Consider the following 22764-nt stretch of genomic DNA (forward strand, 5'->3'; position numbering starts at 1 on the left):
GGAAGATCGATGCCTAGTGTGCGACGAAACGGGTACTACGCCGACCCAGGTCTTGCTTCAGCGTTCGACAATCTGGCCTCAGCTTTTGCCACGCCGAGCGGGGCCGACATTGCGGGCTATGCCAACGCGGCAGCGATACGCGCGAAGGAAGCGCGCGCTTCTAGTCTGTTCAATAATCCGAACGACCCGGACTTCGATCGGAAGAATATCGCGGTTGGGAACTACTCTCCAATCGCTAGTTTCTATGCGCAGAACCAGAACGATGCTACGACGCGGCGCAACGCTGATGTCAGCGCTAGATCGGCGGCGAACGTTGCTAACATCAACAACGAGGGGGCTTTGGCGCGCCAGTTTGCGCAGCCTGTCGTTCTGAGCGATGGCCAGACAGCTATGCTTCCCGCGCAGACGACGGAAGCAACGGGCTTGCCGTCGGTGCTCGGTGGAAACGTGACCGTTAACCAGGGGCAAACGGTGGCGCGGCCAGATGGCAGCACCGTGGTTGGCCAGGCGAAGCCGCTGACTGACAGTGAAATAAAAGCGAAGATCCTCGGCACGCTGCCGGCGGAAGAGCAGCGCGCGGTCGCGATGCAGGGCGTTGGCGTGTCGCCCGTCGTCGTGGACGGCAACCCGGTCAACGTCTTCACGCCCGACGCGGTCGGTAAGCAGCCCTACGCCAAAGACACCCGCGCGCCGACGAACGCCAACTATAAGACGCCGGCAGGGGCCATCGGTACGGCCACCATGGATGACAATGGGCGCTGGATCGACACACAGACACGCGCCGAAATTCCGGCGGGCTCGCAGACCTATTCGGCCAACCTGCAGGGTGACAAAGATAATACGGGCCTCGGCGCCAGCACGAAAAACAGCATCGATAGCCAACTTGTTGATTTGGCTTTGACCGACAGCACTTCGAAGCAGCTGCGCAGCTTGATCACGAAGAACCCTGGTTCGCAGGGCATCGTGGGTTCGATCCGCGGGACCGTGCAGGACGTCTTGCAGGCAGGCGGCGAGGTCGGTCAGCTGTTCAATGTCAATATGCAGAAGCTGAAGGACGATATCGCCGCCGGGCGTGTCGATCCGGAGGTCGCGCGCAAGTTCGCGAATTTCGACCCGAGCATTCCGGCAGTGAATATGCTCGAGACGCTTCTGACTGCTCAGGTTGCGAAGGTGCTCGACCCGAACGGCCGTGTCTCTAACGACCGCTACGAACAGGTGTCGAAAGCCCTTGGCGCGGGGGGCTTCACGGGGAACGCAGCACGCACGACGGCGACGTTGGATCAGTTGGACAAAATCATCGCCGATCGACGCAGCATTCTCGCGCCAGTCCGCCCGGCAGCCGCGGCAATCGGTACTGGCCAGCCCGCCGCCACCGGCGGCTCACCGCAGCGCCTCAAATTCAACCCGGCGACCGGCGCGATTGAATGATCGAAGTCGAAGCACCAGACGGATCGATCGTCGAGTTTCCGGACGGTACTGATCGTGGCGTCATGGCGCAGGCTATGGCGAAGCGTTTTGGCGCGCCGACGGCGCCCGATCTCGCCAGTGTCAGCGCCGCTGCGCAGCGTGATCTCGTGCAGCAGCCGGGCGCCATGGAAGCGCGCAATGCGGCGGACCTAGCGAAGCTCGCGCCGACGCCGGCCGCGCCGGTGGGCTTCATGGACAAGCTGCGCAGCCTGGTCACGGCCACGCCCGCCAACGACGCGACCGCCTTGGCCGAGCCCGCTGTCATGGCGACGATCAACGACCAAGGCGCCTATCTGGCCCGCGGCGCGCGCAAAGGTGTGGCGAATATCGTCGGCCTCCCGGTGGACATCGTAAACGCGGTCATGGGCGTAGCCGGCGCACCTGTCAGCCAGACGCCGTTCGGCGGCTCCAAGTCGATCGACAACGCTCTCGGCGGCTTCGGCGCCATCCCAGAAGTGCGGCCGCCGAGCACGACACTTGAACGCGCGTTGACCCGTATCGGTGAAGAGATCGGCGCAGCCGCGCTGCCTGTCGGCGCTGCGGTGCAGGCCGGCAAAATGGGCGCGCAAGCGGCTCGCGAATTGAGCCCGTTGTTGCGAACCTTTGTCGAGCCGGCCGCCATCAACCCATCGCGGTTCGTTCGTAAGGAGATGAATACGGCGCTCGCAGCCGGCACTGGTGCCGCTGCGGCGGGCGAGGTTTCGCACTTGGCCGGTGCGAAGGAGGGAAGCGCTGCCCACAACACGCTCGACATCCTCGGTGCGCTGGGTGGCGCTGGGGTGCTTGGCGCCGCGAGAGTTGTTGGAAAGCCGCTGAGCGACATTTCGCAAGTTTTGACCGCGGGGAGGCGCGAAAGCTTCGCTAATCAAAACGTCACCGACGCGGTGGTTGATCGCTTGGCGAATAGCGCCGAAATACTTCCGCGCACCATCGGTCAGCCGATCGATACGCAGCCCCTGGTTGATGCGATCATGGGCGGTCGGCGGGTCGATACCACGATCCCCGGCTTCAAGGAGAGCGTCGCGGACCGCACCGGCGACAGCGGGCTTGCGGCGCTCGAATACGGCCGCCAGTCCGGCCCGAATGCGGGCAAGTTCATCGAGCGGCGTACCGACAATACCGCGGCGGTAGACAACGCGATGGAGCGACTAGCGCCCGACGGCAACCCTGCCGATCTACGCAGCGAGCTCAGCCTTGAGCGCGATCGTCGCTTGACCGATGCCAGCGTGCAGACCGCCAACGCGACTGACGATTTTGAGCGCGCCACGCAGGCGCTTCGCCCCGTCATGACGGCGGAAGGCCGCGGCGCCAATATCCGGCAGGCGCTCGAAGTGGCGAGCGAGGGTGCGCGAGACATTCTGCGCCGCGCGTGGGAGCCGATCAACAACAGCGGCACGCAAGTCGATATGGCGCCGCTCGATCAGGCATTCGACCGGGTACGCAACGGCATGTCCACCGCGGAGGCGCGCCGCTTCCAACCGGGAGAGGCCAACATTCCGGGTGAATTGTCCGGTCAGGTGCCGATCGATCCGCCGCGCATGGACGCGAACGGGCAGCCAATTACAGAGGCGATCACGCAGCCGATCAACGAAGTGACGGGCCTGCGCAGCGCGCTCACCGACGCCGCGCGCGAGGCAATGACGAACGGCCGCACCAACGAAGCACGGATCATCGAGCAACACGTCACGGCGCTCGACAACTATCTCGACAACGCCGTGCCGCCCGAGTTGCGGCAGAGCTACGACCAGGCGCGCGCCGCGACAGTCGATTTCCACGACCGCTTCACGCGCCCGCAGACGGCCATCGCTCAGACGCTCGATCGTCAGCAGGGCTTGTACCGACAACCAGACAGCGCTGTGCCCGGCAAGTTCGTGCAGTCGGATGAGGGGCGGATCGCAGATTTTCAGGCCTTGATGCGGGAGACGGGCAATGATGACCGCGTTGTTTCTGCCGTGCGCGATCAGATCCTTCATGACGTCCGGGATCGGGGCCTGCTCGACCGCCCCGACCAACTTCGCGATTACCTTACTCGCTACAACACGGTGCTCTCCGATCCGCGCTTCAACGCCACGCGCGGCGAACTGGACAACGCGGCGGGCCTGCGCCGAACGCTGGACAACGCCACGACCGCTGAGACGGCCATGCAGCGCGAGTTGGGCACGGCAGAACGGCCGGGCACGAGCACGGTCGGGAAGTATCTGCAGTATGGCGACGAAAGGTCGCAAGACGCGCTGAAGGGCGTCATCGCCTCGAAGAACCCCGGCGCCGCGATGGACGAGATGCTGAACTTCGTCGGCAACGCGCCCGACGCGGTGGCTGGGGCCCGGAAGTCATTTTGGGATCTCATGCAATCGAAAGTGCGCTCGAACGGCGAGACGACGCGCACGATGGACGGCAAGCAGCCCGTGTTGCCGAACCGCCTGCAGAACTTCCTCGACGATCCGGCAAACCGTGCGGTGGCCGAGCGGCTTTACCGCGACGAGCCGCAGCATCTGCAGAATGTCGAGAAGATCGCCGGCGAGCTGCAGAACGTCGATCTGCGCTCGCGCGGAAAGGCGCCGAACACGTCCGGCACGACGCAGGGTATCTCGAACGTTCTGACGCCTGAGACAATCCAGAGCCGTTTCTACGCCTATAAGCGCGGGCAGACGTCGCTCGGCTTCATGTTGACCGCTCTCGGCTCTGTGGCGGCCCGCCGCGCCGTGCGCGGGGCGCAGGGGGAGGCCATCGAAAAGCTGCTCGACAAGGCACTGCTCGATCCGGATCTTGCGGCCGAACTGCTGAAGAACGGCAATCCGGCGAACCGGGCGGCGCTGGCGCGTACAGCCAAGGCCTATCTCGGCAACGAAGTCTCGACGCTGGCCGACATTCTGACGGCCGCGCCGGACGATCCGGTGCGCGACGCCGTCATGAAGAAGGATGTGCGCTATGGCAGATAATGGGCGTGTACAAGTCGACGCGGCGATCGAAGCGTTCGGCAAGTGCGAAATCGGCGAAGATATCCTGATCAATCTTGTTGTCGGCCTCCGCTGTATTGGACAGATTGCGGATAGTGACGACGTCATGCGGGTAACGCAGGGAAAGGCAAAAGAGCTCGTCGAAAGCATTGTCTCGGCAAGCAGGAAACTGGCGCCGAATATGGTCGAGGCCTTTCCCGATGATCGCTTTATGCTCGGCATGACAGGCGCCTTCGGCCTGGCGTCTCTGTTTGGAAAATCGGAGGCTGAGGTAAAGAGCGCGATTACGGAGCCGCTTCTGCACGACCATTTCGATCACTTACTTCTCCTGATGTGCGAGGTGCAGAAGGTTTGCTGCATGCAGCGCATCGAGCACAGAGGCCATCTATTGCGCGACATCATGTTTGATCGCAGCATCGTCAACATCTCTCGGCATTAGGAGGGGATATGGATCCGCTAACACTCGCACTTCTTGGTGGTGGTTCGACGCTGATCGGCGGATGGTTGAACGGCTCTGCGCAGGACAAGGTCAATGCCGCCCGCGGTGAAGTGCTTCAAGCTGAACGCGGTCGGCAGGAGGGCTTCGATGCCGAGACGGCCGCCATCAATGATCAATCGCTGAAGCGTTTCTTCAACTTCGGTGACCAGCAGGACGCTCGCGCTCATCAGCTCTCGGACTATTTCAAGACGCCGGTCACGACGCCAAATACGCCCTATACGATCGCGGCTTTGCCGCCGTCGACGTCCGATCTGACGAACCGCGAGATCGCAGCCAAGTCCGATCTTGCGAAGATGTTCGTCAACAATCAGGCGGAAAAGCTCGGCGCTTTGCGGTCGTTCGGTGACCTGTTCGGCGGCATCCAGCGCGGCGTCGCCCAGGACGGCACGGCTATCGGCCAGATCGGCGGCTTCAAGAAGGGGTCGAATGCTGTCACGCAGCTCGAACTCGATAACGCCAATCGTGCCGGCAACGCCGAGAAGATGTGGGCCGACATCGCGACAGGCCTTGGCAAAGTGGGCATGACAGCCGCTCTCGCCGGGCGATTTATGCCTGACGAGATCATCAATCCTGACGGTTCAATCGAGGGGGCTCTCGGTCCGACGTCGGTCGGCGGGAAGCCCTTGGTCGGATTGTCGGTCGATGGGGCCGTCGGTCCCACGTCGACCGCAGGAAGGCCGCTGATCGGGTTGCCGGCAAGCCGCTTTGGCGCCAACGCATCTCCGTTTCTATCCTACGGTCGTGCCTAGCACGGATCGTGTCGGGTAAGATGACGTCGGCGCGCGTGGCCGCCAGATGCGGTCGAGACGCTGCCGCGGTGTTAGAAGCGCTGGAGATCATAGCCTATCTCTAAGTTTTGAACAGCAGATTAAGGCCTTCCGAGCATGCCGAATACGCAGGGGTGAGCGAATCGTTCATCCTCCGCGCATGCGACGTTACGGAGGCGGCGGAATGGTTGTATTCGAGACCACAAACTTAGCCAGCATGAACGAGACGGATGTTCGCGAGGCGATTGTGCGGCCTCTGCTGAATGCTTTGGGATATCGCCACGGTTCGCAAGCTAACATTCGAACTGAGTGTGCTCTTCGGTACGATCGAGCATTTCTGGGGCGTAAAGACGAGAAGAGTGATCCCGTTCTACGCGGGAGAGCTGACTACATATGTGAGGCGATCCCATATGGTCGTTGGGTAGTTGAGGTAAAAGCGCCGTCCGCGGAACTAAGTCAAGAAGATGCCCATCAGGCGCACACCTACGCAGCGCACCCAGAGGTGGGCGCTCGATACTACATGGTGACGAACGGGCGCCAATTTGTCTTGCATCAAACCGGCGCGCCATATGTTCCGATATTGAACTGGTCGCTCGAAGAAACCGGCAAGCACTTCCATGCGCTTGAGAACATACTCAGCCCCGATGCCATGCAACGAGCCGCCACTGTTAGCATTGACTTGGGAAGATCGCTCGGACCTCTGCTCGGATCGTCGGCGCGAATTGTAGGCGGCTCAATCGTTTATGATGGGCATGAAACGAGTTCGGCCCTGGCGTCCGCAGCCTTTTCCAAACTGAAGGGCATGCGGTCAGCCGTGCGCGGGCAAGCAATAACGCGATTGGCCGATTTGATAGAGATGCGCGTAGAGCTGGAGCCGGCATTCGGCGCGTTTGACGAACTCAATCGCTCGCTCGGTTTCATCCCAATCATTTTCCATTCGGCTGACGTTGTTCTGTCGACTGATAGCGAGCACCCATCCATTTTTACTGGAACACTCAACATCTCAATCCCGCGAGGTACTCGTCTGCCTGAGACCCCCGTAACGCCAGGTGGGGTTGCTCCTGTTGACTGCCAAGTGAGCTATTTCAATAAGGCAATCGGTTATCTAATTAACGATCGAATCCGCGGAATTTTCGAAATGGAGCAGGAGTTCGTTTGCAGAGCTCAAGGCGTGCCGCCGCTTGGGGTGCGCGCCTTTGGCCAATTTGATTTGCAGGTCGCCTGACGTGAGCCGCCGCGATGTTTCACGCGATAAGATGCCGAGTGGCGGAACGACCGCAGCGCATTAGCTATTCTTCCAAACGGCCCCAATACGGGATGTATTTTGCGTTTCGCTTTCCTTGATCGGGATCGGCCGGGATTATTCGCTTAGCCTTTTTCGCGTCGGCTATCACCGCAGACGCGATTTGGTACTCTTCATCCTTGAGCGAGAACCGCTCTCTCAGAGAATTATTGCTCATGTAGTCGTGCTGAAGCCAGCGAACAACGCAATGGCAAAAGCAGCTCCAGACCCTGTCTTGCTTCGACATTTTGGCTAGATCTCTGGGGCCAAAAATGACGACTCGCATTGAATGGGATGAGGCGATAAAGTGCGGAGCCGGCAATTTATTCTCTTCGATTTCTATGATCGCCTTGTCGATGCCGCTGCCTCGCTCTTCGCAAATCCCAAGCTCGCGCATGATTGAAGCTAGGCGCTCGTTTCGCGACCGGCGCTCATCGATGATACGATCTCGTTCGATCAGAGACTTGCCTGGATTTGTGACCTCGATCCGATCCTCGTAGATTTCGACGATGGGGCCGACACCAGGGATAGTGAAATCCTGATGGATCAAAGCATTCGCAACCACTTCTCTGATAGCGAGGTCCGGATATTTAGATTTTGTCTTCCGAACTCCTCCTTCGTATAGTTCTTCTTTAGGAAGTCGGGCGCTGATGTATTTAAGCATTCCGGTAAAGCCAACTGCGTAACCGAGCTTACCTTCCTGTTCTTCTTCCGATCGGCGTTTGTCTTTCCCTTGATACTTAACAATGCGAACCGATTTTGAAGCGATTGATGGAAATTGCGGAAGGTCTTTAGCGAACAACAACGCACCGAGGTTCAGCACGTCATATCCACCCTCCATGTCTTCTTTGATGAATTCTTTCTGTACAAAGCATCTGATAATTTCATCGGCGTTGTCGGGTGTCGGCTCCCCGCGCAGCTTGTAAAACTGCTCGCATTGAAGCTTATCGAGGATCTCTTCCTTGCTTTGGTGCCCGAGCGCGATTGCGTTTTCAAAAGTGCGACGGCCTGTGGCGAACCAAAGAGAGCGTTCGTGATTTGGATATTCTTTCAGCGGCTTTACGTTCTCGCCGATGCGTATGTATTCGGACCCCGAAAAGCGAACAGGCTTATCGTAGCTGGGCTCGATGGCCAGGATCGCAAATGATTTGCCTTCGTGCTGGAAATCCAAGTGCTCGAGCTGGAGTCGAGGCTCAATCATCCGGCTAAGCCAATTCACGAAATTTTCGCCACCCTTTTGAAGGTCAGCCAAAACGACGTTGGTGCCGACACGCTTTTTTGTTTTGTTTTCTATGCCCCAGATAATATAAGCCTTGTGCTTCTCTTCGAGCATTGCTGCGTTGGCGCAAGCGCTTACGGTCCTGCCGACCATGTCGGGGTCACAATTATCGACCTTGAATTCGAGCCAAGATCGCTCGGCGCTTTCTTCCAGGAGGCGTTTCAACAAAAGCGCAGGATTTCCGGCCATTTTCCATCCGCTAATTCGGTCTCTTTTATCCCCTTTATATCAGAATTTTGCTGTTCGCGGTCAAAGACCGGAATATTCGCCATATTTTTCAAGGGGTTGCGATGGGCGATTTTATCGTTGTTTTGACCACTTGGAAGAATTGGAACTCCGACGGGTGATTCTCGCGGTCAGCCCGCATCCGACGCAAGCGGCCTGAAGTTGCTTCCGCCGTTGAAACGGCAAATATTCTGCTATTCCCGCCTGACTGAAGCGGGTCTGTCGCACGCGGGCACGCTGCTGTTCCATTGTTGATTTTAAAAGAAACCGATATCGTTTGAGCATGGCAACAGCGGCACTCGCGTTCAAAGAAACGACTGAAATTTACAGCGGCGGTTTCGGCGCGTTGTCGGCTCGCGGGGAGTCGTCGTACCTCACGAATATCCGCCGGTCAGTCGACGACGCTGAGCGCATGCTGAACCGTCGAAAATCTGCAGCCATCGAAGAGCGTCGGCGGCTCGCTACTGTTTTCAAAGACATGCATAAGGCCGGCGAGATTACGACCGAAGTTCTCACCAGCTTAGACCTGACGATATCGGCAGTTTCAGCTCAGGCTACCGAACAGGCTGACGCGGTCGAGGCCATTTCGATCGAAGCCGAGACCTTATTGGCGCAAGTGCGGGCGTTGCGGATCGATGAGTACAAAGCGGTCCGGAAAGAAATCGCGCGCTTTCTCGACTACGGCAAGGTGATGCACTCTGACATTGTCGACATGTATTACTTCTTGCTGTCGTTAAAGAACGAATACGCCGAACCGACACACTCAGAAGTCGCGGCCACTTTCGATTCCGCTTCGGACGTCAGAGCGTTTCTCAAAGCCTCACTTGCTGGCTAATCGTGCCGAAAGTTGATTTTACCACCGCATTCTTGCGCGATCTCAAACGCCTCAAATCCTCGCCGAGACAGGATGCGGTCATTGAAGCCGTTTCCTTATTTGTCGAAAATCCAAAAGCACCAAAACTGAATTTTGAACGCGTGCTCAGTCGGTCTGGCTACTTCTCCATACGCGCGTCGCACGCGGACAGGGTTTTGCTCTTTCAAATCGACGGCCAGCATTTCGAAATCGCCGCCGTTGGAAATCACGACTACATCTATCGAGGATATTTCAAGAACCGTTGATCATTCGGTTGTCTCGCCGTCCTTCTTTACCCCGCGTGCGACAATCTGCAGCGAGCCGTCCGGTAGTGGTCGCTGCAGCGCCTTAGCCTCCTCCCAGGGCGCGCGCATCCAGATATCGAATTCACCGGGCGACGTCAGGATTACCGGCATGGCTTTGGGGTGGATTGCGCCGACTTCCGCATTCGGATCCGTCGTCAGGAATGCAAAGAGGTCGTTCGTGGTCTCGCCCTCGCGCACTTTCCGGACGGACGTCCAGTTGGTCCACACGCCGGCGAAGCAGACCAGCGGCCGGCTCTCGTCGATCGCGAACCAGATGTCGCCGCCAGCCTCTTTGTTGAATTCGGAGAACGACGACATCGGCACGATGCAGCGGTTCTCGACGCCGAGCCATCGCTTCCAGTGCTTGCTCGAAGTATTGCGGATGTTGGTCGTCCCGCTGTCCGGCTCCATCCGCAACAGGTCCTTGAAGTCGAACTGCTTGCCCTTGGCCTCCAGCTTCGCCGCGCGCTTCACAGCGGCATCCATCAGGGCTTTTGACGACGAAGGCATGCCCCATCGCGCCATCGCCAGCTCACGGCCGCCGTCGACGTTCCGGACGATCGGCGCCGGGTAGTCCGGGAAGATGCCCGGCATGGACGGCAGGTTGCCGGCGATGTCGTTGGTGACGGCGAAAAGCTGCCGGATGGCGGCCTGGTTCTTCGTCATCGAATACAAATTGCACATGGGGTGATCGTGACCGAGAAGTTGGCGTGCAGATGCTACTCGGGAGGAGCGTCGGTGTCGCGGGCTTCGACCTTGGCGATGTGCTGTTCGAGGTCCGACACCAGCTTTTGGATGCGTTCGCGCGTCGTGGGGTCGAGGGTTGGCGTGAACATCCGGCGGGCTTGCGCCAGCCGTCGATACAGCTCTTCTTTGTCTGTTTCGCCAAACACTTCCCACGCACTCCGCCCGCTCGTCTTGTATACGACGAGAGATGCGAATGGTTCTCAGGAACCTGAAGTTTCTGGGGGCAACACGGCGATCTTTCTGTCGAGCATCCACAACTCTACGCCGTGACCGACGCAGAACTCGCGAGCAGCCGTGATCGCCGCGTCGTCGTCGGCGGCTTGGATAATTTCGGACGAGCGATAGTGGCCGTCGTCGCCGACGACGTAGGCACGGTATTCGGGCATGATGATCTCGGGGAGCGTGGTCGATCGTCGGTGATCGTTCACGTGCTACCAAACAACGGCGCCATCAGTCTGTACGTTGGCCGACATTCGGGGTTTCAATTGACGCGCGCGGGGACCGCGTGGTCCCCGCATCATCGCTTACGCAGGAAGAGAGTGCAGACGGCGCACTTCGGCCTTGGCCTCGCGGGTGCCGATCAGCGAGAAGCCGTGGAGACGGCACTTCTTCTTGACCGCCTCCGTCTTGCGGTTGAGAGCGGCCGCTGCGCGCGCGACCGTGGCTCCTTCGTCGGAAAACTTCTTCAGCCGCGCGATGTCGGCATCTGTCCAGCTTCGGCTGGTGACGTGTGGCATGATAATCTCCTCATTTCGGCGGCTGCAAGCCGGGCGAGTTCGCCCAGCGCTCGGCATTTGCATGAGCTCTTTCCCGGCGTGCGATCTGTCGCAGAAGGCGATCGCGCTCGGGGCCGGGCATCATCTTCGCCGCAGCCTCGGTGAGCTCTTCGGTGGTCCCGATGTCGATGTCGGAAGATTTGAAAATTTTGAAGCTTCGCTCTGACATGCGCTGCTCCTTCCTTTTCGAGGAATGGAGGGTGGGAGCGCGACTGGCGTTCTCATCACCGACAACTACCCAGATCCGCTCGGTGATGCCCGCAGGAGATACCGTCCGGAGCGGTGAGTCCAGCAATCTTTGCCACAATATTTTCGGAACGATCGCGAACATTCGAATCCTTGATGAACTCATCATTTGTATATTTCCGCAGCTGATCGACGCTTCGACGACGCGAGCTGGTGCAGCGTCGCCGGCGTTCGTTTGCCTGCGCTGCGGCATTTCTCGCAGCGCAGTCTCCTCGCCAGGTCGTGCACGCACGTCGTGGGCGGCGTCTTCAGAGCGGCAAGGTCGATGTCGCGCGGCGTCCTGCAGCGCGAGCACTCGATCTGGAGCCAAGGGAAGCCGCCGTTGATGGCTTGATCGACGGTGGGGGACGGATCAATCGGCTCGCCGTCCGCCCACATGCGCTCGTTCCAGCTCTCGCAGGAGAGCTTGTCGGCCTGGCGCATCATCGCCTCGGCTTTCGCCCGCATCTCGTCGGCCTGACCTGCGAGGATGCCCGTCATCGCGCGCGCCTTGCCTAGCTCCTTCTTCAGCGCCTTGCGGTCGCCGCCGGACATGAGGGTCGGATGGTGCTTCGGGGACATTTCACGCGTGGTCGTAGGACGGCCAGCAGCCGTCGTCCTCATGGCTGCCTGTGCGCTGCTGGCATCCGTTGTCGAGTAACTTCTGCCCGACCTCCTTCCAGACCGCGTGCTCGCCGTAGAGACGTACCGCGTCGGCGGTCTGGATCTCGACGATGCGATCACACCGCCGGCAGTTCACCCGCAGCACGTGGCGCGGGATCTCCGACAGGCGCCGGTTCTGGATCGGGACGCCCGGCCTGGCGTGAGCCCTAGGGTCGGCGAGGACGGCGTCCCAGTAGGCATCGGTCATCGGATCGGCCGGACCGATGGGAGGCGACGGCGCAGGCGCTGAGGCCTGCTGCATCCGACGCAGGGTCTCCTCGGCGCGCTGCTGCTTGTCGTTCGGGAAGCGCCATTCGGCCACGCGGCGACCTGCCATCTCAGGCATCCTTATCTCGCTGTTTCGGACAATGACGTAGCCCTACGAGACGATCGCGGAAGGAGCGCGCTAAGCGAACCGGCCTAAGTGATCAAAGCGGACGACGTTGAGAACGAATAGAGAACGTGCGCAACGAAGAGTCAACGCGATTTTGCAGCGGTTGACAGATCGCGCCGGCGCCGACGGGTTCGTTTGGTTAAGCATGACCTGTGGAAGGCCATCTCGCCAGCACGGACGTTTCCAGTCACGTGCCGTCAACATGCGGCGAACCCGAGCCGTGCTTTGTGTGGGACGCTTATGTGGGAAAGTTCGCAAAATGTGCAAACACTGCGAAAAATGGTGCTGCCAGACAGGATTGAACTGTCGACCTCTCCATTACCAATGGAGTGCTCTACCACTGAGCTACGGCAGCATGCTGGTTGCGGGAATCGGCTCCGGGAGCGGCCCACCAAGCGAGGCGTTCTCTGCCACACCCGAACCGAGGGTGCAAGCGCGGTGGACGCTTCTGCAGCATCATTGTGAAGGATTTATACGAAGGCGGCGAGGTTCACGCCAGTTCCGGTGCCGGTTTCTGCTGCAGGGTGCCTGCGAAGGTCTCTCGTTTGCCTGCGGCGCCGGTGCTAGAACGACTCCGAACACCTCAACGCCTCCCAGCGGTTCCCATGGCCGATCGTCCCCCGACCCTCAATGAACGCGACCAAGCCCGCCAGGCGCGCCTCCGGCAGGCGCTGCGCGATAATCTGAAGAAGCGCAAATCCCAGCTGCGCGGGCGTGCCGATCTGGCCGCGGCAGAGGCCGGGGTGTCATCGGAACCTGATAGCGGAGCGGACAGCCGTTCAGGACAGAACGAACCCGACCGGGAATAGTCGGCCCATCCAGCGCGCAGGCGAGACATCCATGGATCCGAACAACATCCCCGAACACAAGAAGGCGGCGATGCTGACGCCGCGCTATGACCAGACCTTTCCGTCGCTCACCGCGGCCGAGATCGAGCGGATGCGCCGGTTCGGCGAGATCGCCCGCTACAAGGACGGCGACATGCTGTTCGAGACCGGCAAGCCCGGTCCCGGCATGTTCGTGGTGCTGTCCGGCCATGTCTGCGTCACCCAGCGCGACGGCTTTGGCCATGTGTCGCCGGTGGCGGATCAATGCGCCGGGCAGTTTCTGGCCGAGATCGGCCAGCTCTCCGGGCGCATGGCGCTGGTGGATGGCCGTGCCGAGGGCGATGTGGAGACGCTGCTGATCCCGCCGGAACGGCTGCGCGCGCTGCTGGTGGCCGAGGCCGATCTCGGCGAGCGCATCATGCGCGCGCTGATCCTGCGGCGCGTGAACCTGTTGCAGGGTGGGGTCGGCGGCCCCGCACTGATCGGCTCATCCGTGGCCAGCGACATGGTGCGGCTGCAGGGGTTCCTGACCCGCAACGGCTATCCCTATCATCTGCTCGATCCCGCCGTGGACAAGGACGCCGGCGACGTGGTGGCGCGCTATGCGCCGTCGGCGCAGGAATTGCCGCTGGTGGTGGTGCCGGACGGCACGGTGCTGAAGAACCCGACCTTGTCGGAGCTCGCCCATGCCATGGGCATGATCGGCCATATCGAGAAGGGCAAGGTCTATGACGTCGCCATTGTCGGCAGCGGGCCGGCGGGGCTTTCGACGGCGGTGTATGGCGCGTCCGAAGGGCTGTCCATTGCGGTCTGCGACTCCCGTGCCTTTGGCGGGCAGGCGGGCGCCAGTGCCCGGATCGAGAACTATCTCGGCTTCCCTACCGGCATTTCCGGCCATGCGCTGACTGCGCGGGCGTTCAATCAGGCGCAGAAATTCGGCGCCGATGTCATGATCCCCGTGACGGTGGATCAGCTCGACTGTTCGCGGCAGGACGGCTTGTTCGGCCTCGCGCTGGATGACGGCCAGATGCTGAAGGCGCGGTCCATCGTGATCGCATCGGGTGCGCGCTATCGGCGGCCGGAAATCGCGCGCCTGGCTGATTTCGAGGGCCGTGGCGTCTGGTACTGGGCCTCGCCGATCGAAGGCCGGCTGTGCAAGGAGCAGGAGGTCATCCTGGTCGGCGGCGGCAATTCGGCCGGGCAGGCGGCGGTGTTTCTGGCGTCGCAGGCGGTCAAGGTGCGGATGGTTATCCGCGGCGGCGGGCTTGCAGCGTCGATGTCGCGCTATCTGATCGACCGGATCGAATCGACGGCGAATATCGAACTCGTCTTCAATACGGAGGTCGTCGCCCTGGACGGCGATGCGGAAGCGGGCCTGTCTCGCGTGACGATCCGCAGCCGCCTGTCCGGCGAGGACGACACCTTGGACATCCGCAATCTCTTCCTGTTCGTCGGCGCCGATCCCGCCACCGACTGGCTGGCCGATTGCGGCGTGACGCTGGATCGCGGTGGCTTCGTGGTCACCGGCGTGCCGGCCAATGGCCAGGCGGTGCAGGCGCTGGAGACCTCGGTGCCCGGCGTCTATGCGGTGGGCGATGTACGCTCCGGCTCGGTCAAGCGCGTCGGCGGCGCCATCGGTGAAGGCGCACAGGTGGTGGCGGCATTGCACGGCTTTCTCGGCGATGCGTCGCGGCCGACCCTGTAGGAGAAGCGAGCGATGACGGTCCGTTGCACCCATGTCCCAGATATTCGCGATGTGACGCCGAGTGCGCGCGGCTGCGAGGAATGCCTCAAGATCGGCAGCCCGTGGCTGCATCTGCGCATCTGCCGGACTTGCGGCCATGTCGGATGCTGCGACCAGTCGCCGAACCAGCACGCCACGAAGCATTTTCATGCGACAAGGCATCCGATCATCGAAGGCTATGATCCGCCGGAGGGCTGGGGCTGGTGCTATGTCGATGAGGTGATGTTCGATCTCTCGGATCGGATGACGCCACATGACGGGCCGATCCCGCGCTACGACTGAGGGCGACGGCACGAATGGCCGCAAATTCGTGCAATCGCCATTCGCTTCACCGTTGCCAAATGTCAATTCTGCATCCTAGATTTGAGGCATTCTAAAGCAGGGGTGCATCATGACTTTGGGATTGAGCGTCGCCGCGATCACACTGATCCACGTCATCATCAGTCTGGTTGGAATCGTCACCGGCCTCGTTGCGATGGTCGGTTTGCTGAAGTCACGGCCGATGCCGGGCTGGACCGGCGCGTTTCTGCTGACCACCATTCTCACCAGCGCCACCGGCTTCATGTTTCCGGTCGACAAGCTGCTGCCGTCCCATGTCATCGGCATCATCTCGCTGGTGCTGCTGGCGATCGCCTGCCTGGCGCTGTACGGCCGCGAGCTCGCAGGGCACTGGCGATGGATCTATGTGATCACGGCCATGACCTCGCTCTATCTCAACATCTTCGTGCTGGTGATCCAGAGCTTCCTGAAAGTGCCGGTGCTGCACGCGCTGGCGCCGAGTGTCCCGCCGTCGGAGCCGCCGTTCGCCATCGTGCAGGGCATCGTGCTGGTGCTGTTCGTGGTGCTGACCTTGCTGGCGGTGCGGAGATTCCGGCCGCTGGGTGGTGGGCTGGCCTGACGCCGCTTCGCGGTCTCGGGATGAAAACGGAGGGACGATGGGACCGATCCGGCCCTTTCTCTTCGCCTGGTTCCCATCGAAAAGCCGCAAATGCGAAGCTTTTGCGCAATGGCTCTGTCAGATACAGGGCCATTGGCTCTATAAGGGGCGCTCAGCATTCAGCGGGAATCAGTATGGATCGCATTCGCATCGTCGGCGGCAATAAACTCAATGGCACGATCCCGATCTCGGGGGCGAAGAACGCCGCGCTGCCACTGATGATTGCAGCCCTGCTGACCGACGAGACCCTGATCCTCGACAATGTCCCGCGCCTGGCCGACGTCGCGCAGCTGCAGCGCATCCTCGGCAATCACGGCGTGGACATCATGGCCGCCGGCAAGCGCCCGGGCGACCACGAATATCAAGGCCAGACCCTGCATATCTCGGCCAAGAACATCATCGATACGACCGCGCCCTATGAGCTGGTGTCGAAGATGCGCGCCTCGTTCTGGGTGATCGCTCCGCTGGTCGCGCGCATGCGCGAAGCACGGGTGTCGATGCCGGGCGGCTGCGCCATCGGGACCCGCCCGGTGGATCTGCTCAACATGGCGCTGGAAAAGCTCGGCGCCGAACTCACCATCGACGGCGGCTATGTGGTCGTGCGGGCCCCCGACGGCCTCAAGGGCGGCGAGATCGATTTCCCCAAGGTCACCGTGTCCGGCACCCATGTGGCGCTGATGGCCGCGACCTTGGCCAAAGGCACGACGGTGATCACCAATGCGGCCTGCGAGCCGGAGATCGTCGACGTCGCCGACTGCCTGAACAAGATGGGCGCGAAGATCACCGGTGCCGGCACCACGCGCATCGTGATCGAGGGCGTCGCAAAACTGCATGGCGCCCGCCATACCGTGCTGCCGGATCGCATCGAGACCGGCACCTATGCGATGGCGGTGGCGATGACCGGTGGCGACGTGCAGCTCTCGGGCGCGCGGCCGGAATTGTTGCAGTCGGCGCTCGACGTGCTGGTGGAGGCCGGTGCGACCGTGACGCCGAACAATGACGGCATCCGCATTGCCCGCAACGGTGCCGGCATCAAGTCGGTGAATGTCGAGACCGCGCCGTTCCCCGGTTTTCCGACCGACTTGCAGGCGCAGCTGATGGCCTTGATGACCATGGCCAAGGGCTCCTCGCACATCACCGAGACCATCTTCGAAAACCGCTTCATGCATGTGCAGGAGCTGGCCCGTTTTGGCGCGCGCATCCACTTGGATGGCGAGACCGCGACGATCGATGGCATCAGCAAGCTGCGTGGTGCGCCTGTGATGGCGACGGACCTGCGCGCCTCGGTGTCGCTGGTGATCGCCGCGCTCGCCGCCGAAGGCGAGACCATGGTCAACCGCATCTATCATCTCGATCGCGGCTTTGAGCGGCTCGAGGAAAAGCTGTCGGCCTGCGGCGCGCAGATCGAGCGCATCAGCGGATAGTCTGTCCGCTGTGTCCCGGACGCGATGCGGCGTTCTTACGCCGCTTCGCAGAGCCGGGACCGTAACAAACGCCGGCGTTCGCGACGGTCCCGGCTCTGCGGAGCAACGCTTTGCGTTGCGCCGCGTCCGGGACAGGTGCAAGGTTGTTCCAACCAGGCGAGGGACATCGTGACGGGGCGACGCAAACTCATAGCCATGGATGCGGACGACCTCGCGGTGATCTCCGCGCATGTGCAGGATGCCGAGGTCCGCGTCGCCGACATCGTCTGGCGGCCCGGCGAGAAGCGCCTGGTGATCGGCATGAACCGGGTCGACTGCGAACAGACGCTTGCCGGCGAGGTCGCGCCGCGCCGGCTCGTCTCGGCGCTGCGTTTCGACCGCGTGCTGGCCTGCAAATCCCGCGACATCGATCTCGAACAGGGCGATGTCGCGTTGAAGCTGCTGGGCATCGAGTTCAACGAACGCGAAGCGCCGGGCGGCAACGCCCTGCTGCTGTTCGACGGCCGTGGTGCGTTGCGGCTCGATGTCGAGTGTCTCGAATGCGAGTTGGCGGATCTGGGGCCGGATGAGCTGGGCGGGGAAGAGGGTGTGGCGTCGGATTTGAGCGCGTAGCGCTTCTTTTCCCTCCCCCAAGCGGCGAAGCCGCGCAGCGGGGAGGGTGGCGCGAGCCTGACGAAGCGAAGCTTCGTTATGGCGAGTGAGGGGTGGGGTGCCTCCACAAACTCTACGTCACGTGGGGCACCCCCACCCCGGCCTGCGGCCGACCCTCCCCGCAAGGGGGAGGGTAAGAAAGCCCAGCCTTGACGCCATCCACCACCCGCGCCATTGAGCAGGGGAGCCCGCTGTCGGGCTCCGCCGGGATATCAAAATGCCACTTCGCCTTGATGCCGCCAGCGCTGATTTTCCTCAGCGTTTCAAAGCCTTCCTCGCCATGAAGCGCGAGGTCGCTGCCGATATCGAGGCCGCGACCCGGGCCATCGTGGACGACGTGGCTGCGCGCGGCGACGAGGCGCTGCTGGATGCCACCCGCAAGTTCGACAAGCTCGATCTGCAGGCGTCCGGCCTGCGCGTCACCCCCGCCGAGATCGAGTCAGCCGTTGCCGCGTGCGACAGCGAGACGGTGGATGCGCTGCGTTTCGCGCGCGACCGGATCGAGCTGTTCCACAAGCGCCAGATGCCCAAGGACGAGCGCTTCACCGATGCCGCCGGCGTCGAGCTCGGCTGGCGCTGGAGCGCCATCGAGGCCGTCGGGCTCTATGTGCCCGGTGGCACGGCGGCCTATCCGTCCTCGGTGCTGATGAATGCGGTCCCGGCCAAGGTTGCCGGCGTTGATCGCGTCGTCATGGTGGTGCCGTCGCCGGGTGGGAAACTGAATCCGCTGGTGCTGGCGGCCGCGCAGCTTGGCGGTGTGTCCGAAATCTACCGCGTCGGCGGCGCACAGGCCGTGGCCGCGCTCGCCTATGGCACCGACACCATCGCTCCGGTGGCGAAGATCGTCGGCCCCGGCAACGCCTATGTGGCCGCTGCCAAGCGGCAGGTGTTCGGCCGCGTCGGCATCGACATGATCGCCGGTCCCTCGGAAGTGCTGGTCGTCGCCGATGATACCGCCAATGCCGACTGGATCGCCGCCGATCTGCTGGCGCAGGCGGAACACGACACCAATGCGCAGTCGATCCTGATCACCGACAGCAAGCGCCTGGCCGACGATGTCACGCTCGCCGTCGAGGCCCAGCTTACCACACTGCCGCGCGCCGAGATCGCCCGCGCCTCGTGGGAGGAGTTTGGGGCCATCATTCTGGTCGACCAGCTTGATGCGGCCGTGCCGCTGGCCAATGCCATCGCCGCGGAACATCTCGAAGTGATGACCGCCGATCCGGATGCGTTCGCGGCCAAAATCCGCAATGCCGGCGCCATCTTCCTCGGCGGCCACACGCCGGAGGCGATCGGCGATTATGTCGGCGGCTCCAACCATGTATTGCCCACAGCGCGTTCTGCCCGGTTCTCCTCCGGCCTCGGCGTGCTTGACTTCATGAAGCGAACGTCGATCCTGAAGTGCGGGCCGGATCAGCTGCGAGCGCTGGGACCGGCTGCGATGACGCTGGGCAAGGCCGAAGGTCTGGATGCCCACGCACGGTCCGTCGGGTTACGTCTCAATTTGCAATGACTGATTCCCCCTCAGCCGAGAACGACACCAACAATCGCATCGTGGCGGTGACGCTCGATGAGGAGTCGATCGGCCGTTCCGGGCCGGATATCGAGCATGAGCGTGCGATCGCGATCTACGACCTGATCGAGGAAAACCTGTTCGCGCCGGAGGGCGCGGTGGCGGGGCCATACACCCTGCATCTCGGCATCACCGGCAGCCGGCTGATGTTCGATATCCGCAAGGAAGACGGCACGCCCGTGGTGGCGCATCTCTTGTCGCTGACGCCGTTCCGCCGGATCGTGAAAGACTATTTCATGATCTGCGACAGCTATTATCAGGCCATCCGCACCGCGACGCCGGACAAGATCGAAGCCATCGACATGGGCCGCCGCGGCATCCATGACGAAGGCTCGCGCACGCTGCAGGAGCGCCTGGCCGGCAAGGTCCGCGTCGATTTCGAGACCTCGCGGCGGCTGTTTACGCTGATCTCCGTCCTGCACTGGAAGGGTTAAGGCTTGTCGGCGCCGCCTGTCGTGCGAACGCCACAATCCGTGCTGTTCGCCTGCGGGCAGAACAGCGTCCGCTCGCCGATGGCCGCAAGCCTGTTGCAGCAGATGTTTCCACAAAAACTCTATGTCCGCTCCGCCGGGGTGAAGAAGGGCGAGCTCGATCCCTTCGTCGTCGCTGTCATGGCCGAGATGGGGCAGGACCTGTCGAAGCACCGGCCCATGACCTTCGAGGAACTCGAGGACTGGGAGGGGATGAATTTCGACCTCATCATCACCTTGTCGCCGGAGGCGCATCACAAGGCGCTGGACCTGACGCGGACCATGGCAGCGGACGTGGAATACTGGCCGACGGTGGATCCCACCGACGCCCAGGGGAATCGCGAGCAGAAGCTCGCCGCCTATCGCGAGGTCATGGACGGGCTGATGATGCGGATACGGAAGCGGTTTTCGAAGCCGAAGCCGTAAAGGGCGATTGCAACGTCCGCCGGTTGCCGCCGCGCACCCCATCCGATAGTTTCCGGCCGCAATTTCAGGATCATAGACCCCCGCATGCTCGGCCGTCCCAAATTCGTTCTCGCCTCCGGTTCGCCCCGCCGTGTCAGCCTTCTCAACCAGGCCGGCATCGAGCCCGATGCGCTGCGTCCGGCCGATGTGGACGAGACCCCGAAGCGCGGCGAGCTGCCGCGCGCCTGCGCAAACCGGCTGGCCCGCGCCAAGGCCGAGGCGGCGCTGAAATCGGTTCAGCTCGACGACGAACTGCGCGGCGCCTTCATCCTCGCCGCCGATACGGTGGTCGCCGTCGGCCGCCGCATCATGCCCAAGGCGGAACTAGTGGACGAGGCCTCGCAATGCCTCCGGCTGCTGTCGGGCCGCAACCACCGGGTCTACACCTCGATCTGCCTGGTGACCCCCAAGGAAGGTTTCCGCCAGCGCCTGGTCGAGACCCGCGTCCGCTTCAAGCGGCTCAGCGAGGACGATATCTCCACCTATATCGGCTCCGGCGAATGGCGCGGCAAAGCCGGTGGCTATGCGATCCAGGGCATTGCCGGGTCTTTCGTGGTCAAGCTGGTGGGCTCCTATACCAGCGTGGTCGGCCTCCCGCTCTATGAGACCACCGCGCTTCTGGGCGGTGAGGGTTTTCCGATCCGTTTCGGCTGGTTGAATGCAAGCTAAGCCCGAAGATACAACGCGGACGGCCAGGCCGTGCCCGATCTGCGGCGAGCCGTCGGTCGAGGCCTCGAAGCCGTTCTGCTCGGAGCGCTGCCGCGACGTCGATCTCAATCGCTGGCTGTCCGGCAATTACGCGATTCCCGGCCGGCCGAGCGATGACGAGGACGGTGAATAGGCCTGTCGTTCCGGGCGCGGTCTTTCGCATTGTTTTGACGGCAAAATTCTCCTCGTAAAATAGCTGTCATGCGGGTGGACAGCGCCGATTTGCCTGACTATAAACCGGCCGCTCACCCGGCCTCGCCGGGTCGGCGCCCAGGTAGCTCAGTTGGTAGAGCATGCGACTGAAAATCGCAGTGTCGGTGGTTCGATCCCGCCCCTGGGCACCATCGGCTTCCCAAGCCTTTGACGCCAAAGACAATTCAGCGAAAACAATGACTTGAGAGCTACCCGGTGATACACACGGGTGATACACAATGCCTCTCGCCATGTCTCGTCCTTTCAAGCATCCCAAAACGGGCATCTATTGGTTGCGAAAACGCGTCCCGGACGAGCTCATCAAGCTTGTGGGAAAGCGAGAGGAGCTCCGTACGCTCGGGACAAAGGATCCCGCTTTAGCGAAAGTGAAGCACGCCGCCGCCTTGGCTGAAATCGAGGCGAAATGGGCCAACCTTAGGTTAGGCGAGAAGAGCCTGACCGAGCGTGAGGCGCACCATTTGGCTGCGCCGTTCTATGACCGATGGTTGCAGCGATACTTGGAAAACCCGAGCCAGCAAACTGATTGGCGCGTGGATTTAGGTCTCCGGCTTTTTCAGCCCAGTCGGATCTCGGCGAACTACGAGTTCCTCTACGACAACGCTGACATCGGCTTTGATAGGGATGAACTACGCGTCCGGGAGATGGAGCGGTGGTGCCTGGAATGGGCCGACAGCTGCGCGTCAGATGTCGGCTATCGGCTGGCCGGCAGCGACAGCAGGATATTGGCGCGCGCGATCGGGGCTGCGGTTCAGCGTGCCAGTGTTGCTTTGCAGCAGCTGGCGCAAGGCGTTGGTGCGGCGGTGCCTATCGCTGCGAGCGGTTCGCCTGTCTTAGCTTCACTGCCCTCTCAGGAGTCATTCCCATTCAGCGATCTGGTTGACGGTTGGGCGAAAGAGCGCCGTCCTGTTGAGAAGACGTTGTATGAATGGTCGCGTGTTGTGAAGCAGCTCGCCGCGTTCTTAAAGCATGACGATGCTCGGGCGCTTACTGGCGACGACATGGTTCGCTGGAAAGAGACGATGTTGACGGAAGGTCTTCGACCGAAGACGATCCAGGATGCCAAACTCGCACCAGTTCGGGCGATCCTCCAATGGGGAGTCGCCAATAAGAAACTGAACTCGAATGTTGCGGATGGAATTTCGCTCGACACTCGAAGCAAGCAAAGTGAGAAGAAGCGAAGTTTCACTGACGAAGAAGCTAAGATTGTTCTGGCTGCCGCGATGGCATCTTTAGATCCGGTGAAGCGCTGGGTGCCATGGATCGGGGCTTATTCTGGAGCCCGGGTGTCCGAGATCTGCCAACTGCGTCACGAG

The 22764-nt window shown here is 61.7% G+C and carries 27 protein-coding genes and 2 tRNA genes; 20 read left to right on the forward strand and 9 right to left on the reverse strand.

Going from position 1 to position 22764, the window contains the following annotated elements:
* Window positions 1-9: 9 nt before the first annotated feature.
* The 5 genes from ACIQ17_RS10080 to ACIQ17_RS10100 all read left to right on the forward strand — a co-directional run bounded on the left by ACIQ17_RS10080 (window position 10) and on the right by ACIQ17_RS10100 (window position 6915).
* Window positions 10-1428, forward strand: coding sequence for a hypothetical protein (locus ACIQ17_RS10080; protein WP_398468003.1), 1419 nt, complete (start codon window positions 10-12; stop codon window positions 1426-1428).
* A complete protein-coding gene (locus ACIQ17_RS10085) occupies window positions 1425-4406 on the forward strand; it encodes a hypothetical protein (protein WP_398468005.1) in 2982 nt (993 codons plus the stop codon). Before ACIQ17_RS10080 ends, ACIQ17_RS10085 begins: the two co-directional genes overlap by 4 nt.
* A complete protein-coding gene (locus ACIQ17_RS10090) occupies window positions 4396-4863 on the forward strand; it encodes a hypothetical protein (RefSeq protein ID WP_398468007.1) in 468 nt (155 codons plus the stop codon). The genes ACIQ17_RS10085 and ACIQ17_RS10090 overlap by 11 nt, the downstream gene beginning before the upstream one ends.
* 8 nt (window positions 4864-4871) lie before the next feature.
* Window positions 4872-5672, forward strand: a complete 801-nt coding sequence (locus ACIQ17_RS10095; protein WP_398468009.1) for a hypothetical protein — start codon at window positions 4872-4874, stop codon at window positions 5670-5672.
* Window positions 5673-5874: 202 nt separating this feature from the next.
* The gene (locus tag ACIQ17_RS10100) at window positions 5875-6915 is read left to right on the forward strand and encodes a type I restriction enzyme HsdR N-terminal domain-containing protein (protein ID WP_398468011.1); all 1041 of its coding nucleotides are present in this window, start codon (window positions 5875-5877) and stop codon (window positions 6913-6915) included.
* Window positions 6916-6979: 64 nt separating this feature from the next.
* Here the strand turns inward: ACIQ17_RS10100 and ACIQ17_RS10105 are convergent, their stop codons facing one another.
* Complete coding sequence (locus ACIQ17_RS10105; RefSeq protein ID WP_398468013.1) at window positions 6980-8440, reverse strand: ATP-binding protein; 1461 nt, start codon at window positions 8438-8440, stop codon at window positions 6980-6982.
* Window positions 8441-8759: 319 nt separating this feature from the next.
* On the opposite strand from ACIQ17_RS10105, the gene ACIQ17_RS10110 reads away from it, so the two are divergent.
* Together ACIQ17_RS10110 and ACIQ17_RS10115 are read left to right on the forward strand one after the other, a co-directional pair.
* The gene (locus ACIQ17_RS10110) at window positions 8760-9311 is read left to right on the forward strand and encodes a hypothetical protein (protein WP_398468015.1); all 552 of its coding nucleotides are present in this window, start codon (window positions 8760-8762) and stop codon (window positions 9309-9311) included.
* A 2-nt stretch (window positions 9312-9313) separates the two neighbouring features.
* Entirely contained in the window at window positions 9314-9595 is a 282-nt protein-coding gene (locus ACIQ17_RS10115) for a hypothetical protein (protein WP_398468017.1), read from the forward strand.
* On the opposite strand, the gene ACIQ17_RS10120 is transcribed toward ACIQ17_RS10115, so the two are convergent.
* The 8 genes from ACIQ17_RS10120 to ACIQ17_RS10155 form a co-directional block, all read right to left on the reverse strand.
* Window positions 9596-10318 (reverse strand): SOS response-associated peptidase, encoded by a 723-nt coding sequence (locus tag ACIQ17_RS10120; protein WP_398468019.1) that lies wholly within the window; start codon window positions 10316-10318, stop codon window positions 9596-9598. It lies immediately after the preceding gene.
* A gap of 35 nt (window positions 10319-10353) precedes the next feature.
* Entirely contained in the window at window positions 10354-10527 is a 174-nt protein-coding gene (locus tag ACIQ17_RS10125) for a hypothetical protein (RefSeq protein WP_398468021.1), read from the reverse strand.
* Between the two features lie 54 nt (window positions 10528-10581).
* Complete coding sequence (locus ACIQ17_RS10130; protein ID WP_398468023.1) at window positions 10582-10767, reverse strand: hypothetical protein; 186 nt, start codon at window positions 10765-10767, stop codon at window positions 10582-10584.
* A 138-nt stretch (window positions 10768-10905) separates the two neighbouring features.
* Window positions 10906-11118 carry a hypothetical protein gene (locus tag ACIQ17_RS10135; protein ID WP_398468025.1) on the reverse strand — a complete coding sequence of 71 codons (213 nt, stop codon included), beginning with the start codon at window positions 11116-11118 and terminating at the stop codon, window positions 10906-10908.
* 10 nt (window positions 11119-11128) lie between these two features.
* Window positions 11129-11488 carry a hypothetical protein gene (locus ACIQ17_RS10140; protein ID WP_398468027.1) on the reverse strand — a complete coding sequence of 120 codons (360 nt, stop codon included), beginning with the start codon at window positions 11486-11488 and terminating at the stop codon, window positions 11129-11131.
* Window positions 11489-11508: 20 nt separating this feature from the next.
* The gene (locus ACIQ17_RS10145; protein ID WP_398468029.1) at window positions 11509-11964 is read right to left on the reverse strand and encodes a hypothetical protein; all 456 of its coding nucleotides are present in this window, start codon (window positions 11962-11964) and stop codon (window positions 11509-11511) included.
* Window position 11965: 1 nt separating this feature from the next.
* A complete protein-coding gene (locus ACIQ17_RS10150; RefSeq protein ID WP_398468031.1) occupies window positions 11966-12382 on the reverse strand; it encodes a hypothetical protein in 417 nt (138 codons plus the stop codon).
* 337 nt (window positions 12383-12719) lie between these two features.
* Window positions 12720-12794: transfer RNA gene (locus ACIQ17_RS10155), tRNA-Thr, on the reverse strand.
* A 250-nt stretch (window positions 12795-13044) separates the two neighbouring features.
* Between ACIQ17_RS10155 and ACIQ17_RS10160 the strand changes: the two genes are divergently transcribed.
* From ACIQ17_RS10160 to ACIQ17_RS10220, 13 genes are all read left to right on the forward strand, one after another.
* Window positions 13045-13248, forward strand: a complete 204-nt coding sequence (locus ACIQ17_RS10160; RefSeq protein WP_398468033.1) for a hypothetical protein — start codon at window positions 13045-13047, stop codon at window positions 13246-13248.
* 31 nt (window positions 13249-13279) lie between these two features.
* The gene (locus tag ACIQ17_RS10165; protein WP_398468035.1) at window positions 13280-14971 is read left to right on the forward strand and encodes an FAD-dependent oxidoreductase; all 1692 of its coding nucleotides are present in this window, start codon (window positions 13280-13282) and stop codon (window positions 14969-14971) included.
* A 12-nt stretch (window positions 14972-14983) separates the two neighbouring features.
* A complete protein-coding gene (locus ACIQ17_RS10170; protein ID WP_398468037.1) occupies window positions 14984-15292 on the forward strand; it encodes a UBP-type zinc finger domain-containing protein in 309 nt (102 codons plus the stop codon).
* A 109-nt stretch (window positions 15293-15401) separates the two neighbouring features.
* On the forward strand, window positions 15402-15908 hold the full coding sequence (locus ACIQ17_RS10175) for a hypothetical protein (protein ID WP_398468039.1): 507 nt from the start codon (window positions 15402-15404) through the stop codon (window positions 15906-15908).
* 173 nt (window positions 15909-16081) lie between these two features.
* Window positions 16082-17371 carry a UDP-N-acetylglucosamine 1-carboxyvinyltransferase gene (murA, locus tag ACIQ17_RS10180; protein ID WP_398468041.1) on the forward strand — a complete coding sequence of 430 codons (1290 nt, stop codon included), beginning with the start codon at window positions 16082-16084 and terminating at the stop codon, window positions 17369-17371.
* Between the two features lie 195 nt (window positions 17372-17566).
* Window positions 17567-17983 (forward strand): DUF2948 family protein, encoded by a 417-nt coding sequence (locus tag ACIQ17_RS10185; protein WP_398468043.1) that lies wholly within the window; start codon window positions 17567-17569, stop codon window positions 17981-17983.
* Window positions 17984-18239: 256 nt separating this feature from the next.
* On the forward strand, window positions 18240-19535 hold the full coding sequence (hisD, locus tag ACIQ17_RS10190) for a histidinol dehydrogenase (RefSeq protein ID WP_398468045.1): 1296 nt from the start codon (window positions 18240-18242) through the stop codon (window positions 19533-19535).
* Window positions 19532-20029, forward strand: coding sequence for a UPF0262 family protein (locus tag ACIQ17_RS10195; protein ID WP_398468047.1), 498 nt, complete (start codon window positions 19532-19534; stop codon window positions 20027-20029). Before hisD ends, ACIQ17_RS10195 begins: the two co-directional genes overlap by 4 nt.
* Before the next feature lie 3 nt (window positions 20030-20032).
* Window positions 20033-20491 carry a low molecular weight phosphatase family protein gene (locus tag ACIQ17_RS10200; RefSeq protein ID WP_398468049.1) on the forward strand — a complete coding sequence of 153 codons (459 nt, stop codon included), beginning with the start codon at window positions 20033-20035 and terminating at the stop codon, window positions 20489-20491.
* 84 nt (window positions 20492-20575) lie between these two features.
* The gene (locus tag ACIQ17_RS10205; RefSeq protein WP_398468051.1) at window positions 20576-21199 is read left to right on the forward strand and encodes a Maf-like protein; all 624 of its coding nucleotides are present in this window, start codon (window positions 20576-20578) and stop codon (window positions 21197-21199) included.
* Entirely contained in the window at window positions 21189-21371 is a 183-nt protein-coding gene (yacG, locus tag ACIQ17_RS10210) for a DNA gyrase inhibitor YacG (protein ID WP_398468053.1), read from the forward strand. Before ACIQ17_RS10205 ends, yacG begins: the two co-directional genes overlap by 11 nt.
* A gap of 135 nt (window positions 21372-21506) precedes the next feature.
* Window positions 21507-21582, forward strand: a tRNA-Phe gene (locus ACIQ17_RS10215).
* 87 nt (window positions 21583-21669) lie between these two features.
* Window positions 21670-22764, forward strand: a 1095-nt coding sequence (locus tag ACIQ17_RS10220) for a DUF6538 domain-containing protein (RefSeq protein WP_398468055.1), incomplete at its 3' end; no start/stop codon positions are given.

It is taken from the genome of Tardiphaga sp., from assembly GCF_044340795.1.
Taxonomy (GTDB): Bacteria; Pseudomonadota; Alphaproteobacteria; order Rhizobiales; family Xanthobacteraceae; genus Tardiphaga.

Coding starts and splice junctions, on each gene's coding strand:
- ACIQ17_RS10105 (WP_398468013.1), bottom strand. CDS start 8,440: ATGGCCGGAAATCCTGCGCTTTTGTTGAAACGCCTCCTGGAAGAAAGC.
- ACIQ17_RS10135 (WP_398468025.1), bottom strand. CDS start 11,118: ATGCCACACGTCACCAGCCGAAGCTGGACAGATGCCGACATCGCGCGG.
- ACIQ17_RS10130 (WP_398468023.1), bottom strand. CDS start 10,767: ATGCCCGAATACCGTGCCTACGTCGTCGGCGACGACGGCCACTATCGC.
- hisD (WP_398468045.1), top strand. CDS start 18,240: ATGCCACTTCGCCTTGATGCCGCCAGCGCTGATTTTCCTCAGCGTTTC.
- ACIQ17_RS10090 (WP_398468007.1), top strand. CDS start 4,396: ATGGCAGATAATGGGCGTGTACAAGTCGACGCGGCGATCGAAGCGTTC.
- ACIQ17_RS10185 (WP_398468043.1), top strand. CDS start 17,567: ATGGATGCGGACGACCTCGCGGTGATCTCCGCGCATGTGCAGGATGCC.
- ACIQ17_RS10170 (WP_398468037.1), top strand. CDS start 14,984: ATGACGGTCCGTTGCACCCATGTCCCAGATATTCGCGATGTGACGCCG.
- ACIQ17_RS10120 (WP_398468019.1), bottom strand. CDS start 10,318: ATGTGCAATTTGTATTCGATGACGAAGAACCAGGCCGCCATCCGGCAG.
- ACIQ17_RS10160 (WP_398468033.1), top strand. CDS start 13,045: ATGGCCGATCGTCCCCCGACCCTCAATGAACGCGACCAAGCCCGCCAG.
- yacG (WP_398468053.1), top strand. CDS start 21,189: ATGCAAGCTAAGCCCGAAGATACAACGCGGACGGCCAGGCCGTGCCCG.
- ACIQ17_RS10095 (WP_398468009.1), top strand. CDS start 4,872: ATGGATCCGCTAACACTCGCACTTCTTGGTGGTGGTTCGACGCTGATC.
- ACIQ17_RS10175 (WP_398468039.1), top strand. CDS start 15,402: ATGACTTTGGGATTGAGCGTCGCCGCGATCACACTGATCCACGTCATC.
- ACIQ17_RS10080 (WP_398468003.1), top strand. CDS start 10: ATGCCTAGTGTGCGACGAAACGGGTACTACGCCGACCCAGGTCTTGCT.
- ACIQ17_RS10110 (WP_398468015.1), top strand. CDS start 8,760: ATGGCAACAGCGGCACTCGCGTTCAAAGAAACGACTGAAATTTACAGC.
- ACIQ17_RS10205 (WP_398468051.1), top strand. CDS start 20,576: ATGCTCGGCCGTCCCAAATTCGTTCTCGCCTCCGGTTCGCCCCGCCGT.
- ACIQ17_RS10145 (WP_398468029.1), bottom strand. CDS start 11,964: ATGTCCCCGAAGCACCATCCGACCCTCATGTCCGGCGGCGACCGCAAG.
- ACIQ17_RS10100 (WP_398468011.1), top strand. CDS start 5,875: ATGGTTGTATTCGAGACCACAAACTTAGCCAGCATGAACGAGACGGAT.
- ACIQ17_RS10195 (WP_398468047.1), top strand. CDS start 19,532: ATGACTGATTCCCCCTCAGCCGAGAACGACACCAACAATCGCATCGTG.
- ACIQ17_RS10140 (WP_398468027.1), bottom strand. CDS start 11,488: ATGTTCGCGATCGTTCCGAAAATATTGTGGCAAAGATTGCTGGACTCA.
- murA (WP_398468041.1), top strand. CDS start 16,082: ATGGATCGCATTCGCATCGTCGGCGGCAATAAACTCAATGGCACGATC.
- ACIQ17_RS10165 (WP_398468035.1), top strand. CDS start 13,280: ATGGATCCGAACAACATCCCCGAACACAAGAAGGCGGCGATGCTGACG.
- ACIQ17_RS10085 (WP_398468005.1), top strand. CDS start 1,425: ATGATCGAAGTCGAAGCACCAGACGGATCGATCGTCGAGTTTCCGGAC.
- ACIQ17_RS10150 (WP_398468031.1), bottom strand. CDS start 12,382: ATGGCAGGTCGCCGCGTGGCCGAATGGCGCTTCCCGAACGACAAGCAG.